Origin of the sequence: Streptomyces aurantiacus (assembly GCF_001418335.1) — a bacterium.
GTDB lineage: Bacteria > Actinomycetota > Actinomycetes > Streptomycetales > Streptomycetaceae > Streptomyces > Streptomyces aurantiacus.
On record NZ_LIPP01000383.1, the window covers coordinates 1 to 5,068 of the forward strand.

The 5,068-nt window shown below is 68.9% G+C and carries 5 protein-coding genes; 3 read left to right on the forward strand and 2 right to left on the reverse strand.

Annotation, left to right across the window (positions count from 1 at the left end):
• Window positions 1–547: biotin transporter BioY (locus AOK01_RS36075; RefSeq protein WP_055519195.1), on the forward strand; the 547-nt coding region annotated here is incomplete at its 5' end.
• Between the two features lie 67 nt (window positions 548–614).
• On the opposite strand, the gene AOK01_RS36080 is transcribed toward AOK01_RS36075, so the two are convergent.
• Window positions 615–2,096, reverse strand: a complete 1,482-nt coding sequence (locus AOK01_RS36080) for an amino acid permease (RefSeq protein WP_055519197.1) — start codon at window positions 2,094–2,096, stop codon at window positions 615–617.
• Between the two features lie 320 nt (window positions 2,097–2,416).
• Between AOK01_RS36080 and AOK01_RS36085 the strand changes: the two genes are divergently transcribed.
• The gene (locus tag AOK01_RS36085) at window positions 2,417–2,902 is read left to right on the forward strand and encodes a ribose-5-phosphate isomerase (protein ID WP_055519199.1); all 486 of its coding nucleotides are present in this window, start codon (window positions 2,417–2,419) and stop codon (window positions 2,900–2,902) included.
• A 109-nt stretch (window positions 2,903–3,011) separates the two neighbouring features.
• On the forward strand, window positions 3,012–3,821 hold the full coding sequence (locus AOK01_RS36090; protein WP_055519201.1) for an Fpg/Nei family DNA glycosylase: 810 nt from the start codon (window positions 3,012–3,014) through the stop codon (window positions 3,819–3,821).
• Between the two features lie 19 nt (window positions 3,822–3,840).
• On the opposite strand, the gene AOK01_RS36095 is transcribed toward AOK01_RS36090, so the two are convergent.
• Window positions 3,841–5,034, reverse strand: coding sequence for a glycoside hydrolase family 64 protein (locus AOK01_RS36095; RefSeq protein ID WP_055519203.1), 1,194 nt, complete (start codon window positions 5,032–5,034; stop codon window positions 3,841–3,843).
• Between the last annotated feature and the right edge of the window lie 34 nt (window positions 5,035–5,068).

Sequence of the window (5,068 nt, forward strand, 5' to 3'; positions counted from 1 at the left end):
GGTTCTCGCCGACCTCCTCCCCGCCTCCCGCGTCAGGGACATCGCGCTCGTCGCGGGAGGCGCCGCCCTCACCGGCCTCGCCGCGCAGCTCGCGGTGCCCGTCCCGGGCTCCCCGGTGCCGGTGACCGGCCAGACCTTCGCCGCCCTGCTCGTCGGCACCGCGCTCGGCGCCGGCCGCGGCCTGTCCTCCCTCGCCCTGTACGCGCTGCTCGGCCTGGCGGGTGTGCCGTGGTTCGCCGGGGGTACCTCCGGCGCCACCGCGTCCTTCGGCTACATCCTCGGCATGCTGCTCGCCGCGACCGTCGTGGGCGCACTCGCCCGCCGCGGCGCCGACCGCTCGGTCGTCAGGACGGCGGGCGCGATGCTGCTGGGCGAGGCGATCATCTACGCGGTCGGAGTTCCGTACCTGGCCCTCGTCGCCGACATGACGGCGACGCAGGCCGTGGCGGCGGGCCTCACCCCGTTCCTCATCGGCGACGCGGTGAAGGCCGCCCTGGCGATGGGCGTGCTCCCGACCGCGTGGAAGTTCGTCAAGCGCGAGGGCTGACGGCCACGGCGCCGTTCCCGCGGAAGAGGTCCGCAGGTTGGTCGTGACCGTCGCCTCCTACGGATCCCTACGGCGCCTCCGGCGCCTTCGGTCCCTCCTGGAGCCGTGCCTTCCCGCGGCGCATCTTCTCCATCACCAGCGAGATACCCACCACGACGGCCGCCACCAGGAGCGAGAGCAGCACGGTCTCGCGGCCGTCGTGCTCGGTGTCCGTGAGCATGTAGCCGAGTACGAAGACGATCAGAGCGATCGTCGCGTACGTCAGATACGGGTACAGCCACATCCGTACGACCAGCTTCTCCGGCGACTCGCGCTCGATGATCTTCCGCATGCGCAGCTGCGAGCAACAGATGACGAGCCAGACGAACAGGGCGACCGCGCCGGAGGAGTTGACCAGGAAGAGGAAGACCGAGTCGGGGAACTCGTAGTTGAAGAACACCGCGACGAAGCCGAAGACGACCGACGCGAGGATCGCGGTCATCGGCACGCCACGGCCCGTGGTGCGGGCGAAGGCATTCGGCGCGTCTCCGCGCTGACCGAGCGAGAAGGCCATGCGGGAGGCCGTGTAGAGGCCGGAGTTGAGACAGGACAGGACGGACGTCAGCACGATGAACTTCATGATCTCGCCGGCGTTCGGAATGCCGAGCGAGTCGAGGGCGGCGACGTACGAGCCGTCCTTCTGGATGGCCTTCGAGTCCCAGGGCAGCAGCGTGACGACGACGAGGATCGAGCCCAGGTAGAAGACGCCGATCCGCCAGATGACGCTGTTGGTGGATTTGGTGACCGCGCGCTGCGGGTCCTCCGACTCGGCCGCCGCGAGGGTGGCGATCTCGCTGCCCATGAAGGAGAAGACGACGAGCAGGATGCCGGTGAGGATCGCGCCGGGCCCGTTCGGCAGGAAGCCACCGTGGTCCGTGAGATTCCCGATGCCGGCGCTTTCGGTGTCGGCACCCGGCAGTACGCCGAAGACCGCGAGCCCGCCGATGACGATGAAGGCGCCGATCGCGACGACCTTGATCCCGGCGAACCAGAACTCGAACTCGCCGTACGAGCCCACGGAGACCAGGTTCGTCGCGGTCAGCACGAGCATGACGATGAGCGCCCAGCCCCACTGAGGCACGGCCGGGACCCAGCTCTCCAGGATCACCGCGCCGGCGGTCGCCTCGATGGCGAGCACGACGACCCAGAAGAACCAGTACAGCCAGCCGATCGAGAAGCCCGCCCAGCGGCCGAGCGCCCGGTCGGCGTGTGCGGAGAACGAGCCCGAGGTCGGATTGGCGGCGGACATCTCGCCGAGCATCCGCATCACGAGGACGACCATCGTGCCGACGAGGGCGTACGACAGCAGGATGCCGGGGCCCGCGGTGGCGATGCCGGAGCTGGAGCCGACGAAGAGGCCGGCGCCGATGACCCCGCCGATCGCGATCATCGACAGGTGACGGTTCTTGAGCCCGGCCTGAAGACCGGCGCCGGGGCCGCCGGGTTCGCCGGGTTCTCCCGGACCTTCAGGGCCGTTACCGGCTTTCGACAGGGTCGGCTGCGAAGTCATGGGGGGTGTTCCTTTGCGCCGGGGACTGTGGGGAGGTACTCCGTGCGGAGGTGCGGCACGCCGTGGTCCACCTCCGGTTCACCAAGAAATTCCCGGAGGAACGGCGTACGAACGGCGTACGCGTGGTGGACATGAGGTGCGGCGAGCCGGTCCAGTGAATCCCAGGCGAATGGATTCGTGAACCTTTGAATCCTGATTGTTACTTGAGGTTTCCTTGAGGTTCTATAGTATTTCTTGACCTTTCCTGGCGTTTACCTCGGAACGTTTCCTGCGCCTGCCCCGAGGCGGCCCATCCGAAACAGCCGTGTCACACTCGGACCATGCGCGTGTACCTCGGCTCCGACCATGCCGGTTTCGAACTCAAGAACCACCTCGTCGAGTGGCTCAAGTCCGCAGGGCACGAGCCCGTCGACTGCGGGCCCCTCATCTATGACGCCCAGGACGACTACCCGCCGTTCTGCCTGCGCGCCGCTGAGCGTGCCGCAGCCGATCCGGGATCCCGGGGCATCGTGATCGGCGGGTCCGGGAACGGCGAGCAGATCGCCGCGAACAAGGTCGAGGGGGTGCGGGCCGCTCTCGCGTGGAGCGAGGAGACGGCCGCGCTCGGGCGACAGCACAACGACGCGAACGTCGTCGCCGTCGGTGCGCGGATGCACTCCGAGGAGGAGGCGACGAAGTTCGTCGAGATCTTCCTCGGGACGGCGTTCTCCGGAGACGAGCGTCACGTCCGCCGTATCGACATGCTGTCGGCGTACGAGACGACGGGTGTCCTTCCGGCGATCCCGCCGCACCACCCGCAGGGCTAGAAGCTTCTCTCGCCCCCGCCGCCCCTACCCTTCCCGTCACCACTCGGGGGCGCTGCCCCCAGCTTCGGGAAGGGGCGGGGTCGGGGAAAAAACCTGCTAGGAGGACCCCGTGCCCGAGGGGCACACCATCCACCGGCTCGCCGACGACTACCTCGCCGCCTTCGGTGGCCGCAGGGCACAAGTCACCAGCCCGCAGGGCAAGTTCGCGGACGCCGCAGCCCTCCTCGACGGCACGGTCCTCACTGCGGCCAAGGCCCACGGAAAGCACCTCTTCCTCCGCTTCGAGACGGCGGACTGGATCCACATCCACCTGGGCCTCTTCGGCAAGGTGAACTTCGGCGGCATACCCGCGCCCCCGCCCACCGACACGGTCCGCCTCAGACTCGCGAACGACACCGCCCACGTGGACCTCCGCGGCCCCACCACCTGCACCCTGATCACGGACACGGAGAAGCAGGCGATACACGACCGCCTGGGACCCGACCCACTGCGCGAGGACGCCGAGCCGGCCCGCGCGTACGAACGGATCGTGCGCAGCCGTACGACGATCGCCGCGCTCCTGCTGGACCAGAAGCTCATCGCGGGCGTGGGGAACGTCTACCGCGCGGAGGTCCTCTTCCGGCACGGCATCGACCCGTACCGGGCGGGCCGGGACATCACGCGGTCCGAGTGGGACGCGATGTGGGCGGACCTGGTGGCGCTGATGCGCGAGGGGGTCCGCAACAACCGTATCGACACGGTCCGTCCGGAGCACGAACCGGACGCGATGGGCCGCCCGCCGCGCAAGGACGACCACGGCGGTGAGGTCTACGTGTACCGCAGGGCCAACCTGCCCTGCCACATCTGTGGCGGCGAGATCCGCACCGCCGATCTCGCCGCCCGCAACCTCTTCTGGTGCCCTGCCTGTCAGAAGGCCTGAGGACTGGACCTCAGTCCGTTCAGCCGAACGAACCGAGGGTGATGGTCGCGTCCTTCGGGGCGCCGTCGTGCACCAGCGACTCGTGGTTGCCGACGTCGTCGAACGCGAAGGCGTACGCCTGCCCGTCCTTCATCTGGTCGTGGACCAGTCGGGCGTAGTGGTTGGTGACGCCGTCCTGGTAGAAGCCGGATGCGTCGGCGTCGGGCTGCTGTGAGTTGGTGAGCAGGGTCGACCGGTTGTACGCGGCGCACAGGGTCCGCGAGATGGGGCCGCGGACCTGGTCGTTGGGAGCGTCCAGCTTGTTGTAGCAGCCGAAGACGGAGTCGGAGTCGGGCTTGTCGAAGGACGTCACGACGGCACCGGTGCCGTCGGTGAAGTCCATCTTGTCGCCGTTGACCTTGCCCTTGAACACCGTGTCGGGCTGGTCCTTGAACGGGGTCACCGTCAGGGTGTCGGTGGCGTACTTGGACCAGACCCGGTCGATGTAGTCGTCCATCACGCCGGCCGGTATGTCGCCCGAGGCGATGCCGTGCCCGGGGGCCAGCACGCGCAGCGGCGTTCCGTCGCCGCGGGACTGGACCAGTCCTTCCCAGCCGCCGCCCTGCCCCTTGAGGCCGTTGACGACGGCCTGGTACCCGCCCGGCTTGAGCTCCCCGGTCTCCTTGGTGGAGCCGTCACCGGCGGTGAGGCCCACGGAGTAGGGCGCGGAGAACATGTCCACCTGGGTGGAGTTCAGCCACAGACCGGAGTCGTTGAGCGTGTACTCGGTCCAGTTGAACAGGATGTCGTGGTTGGGGTCGGAGGGGTTCTGCACGGCGGGCTGCACGAGGCCGCCGTCGGCGAGCCGGAAGTCCAGCTTCTGGCCGTACGAGAAGTAGACCCGGCCGGAGAACTTCGGGAGCTGGACGGTCTTGGACGCGCCGTCGGCCGGTCCGGCGAACGAGGCGTCGGGGGCCGGGACCGGCGGGGCGCCACCGGCCGGCCAGGCGTGGAAGGCGCCGGTCTCGTCGGCGTATCCCTGCTTGCCGGAAGCGAGTTCGGTGCCGATCACGTACACGTACACCTGCTCGCCGCTTCCCGAGGTGTTCTTCAGGGTGAGCGGGATGGTGTCCGCCACGGCGGTGGCCGGGTCGGCCGGTCCGACGACGACGGCGGCGGCGCCGAGCGCGGCCGCGACGGCCAGGGACACCATCAGCTTGCGTGAGGAAGGCATGAGTCCTCCTTGGTGGGGGGTGGTGGGGGGATAG

What these genes read in the sequence shown, in the direction of transcription:
- AOK01_RS36080 (WP_055519197.1), bottom strand. Translation starts at nt 2,096, where the DNA reads ATGACTTCGCAGCCGACCCTGTCGAAAGCCGGTAACGGCCCTGAAGGT.
- AOK01_RS36085 (WP_055519199.1), top strand. Translation starts at nt 2,417, where the DNA reads ATGCGCGTGTACCTCGGCTCCGACCATGCCGGTTTCGAACTCAAGAAC.
- AOK01_RS36095 (WP_055519203.1), bottom strand. Translation starts at nt 5,034, where the DNA reads ATGCCTTCCTCACGCAAGCTGATGGTGTCCCTGGCCGTCGCGGCCGCG.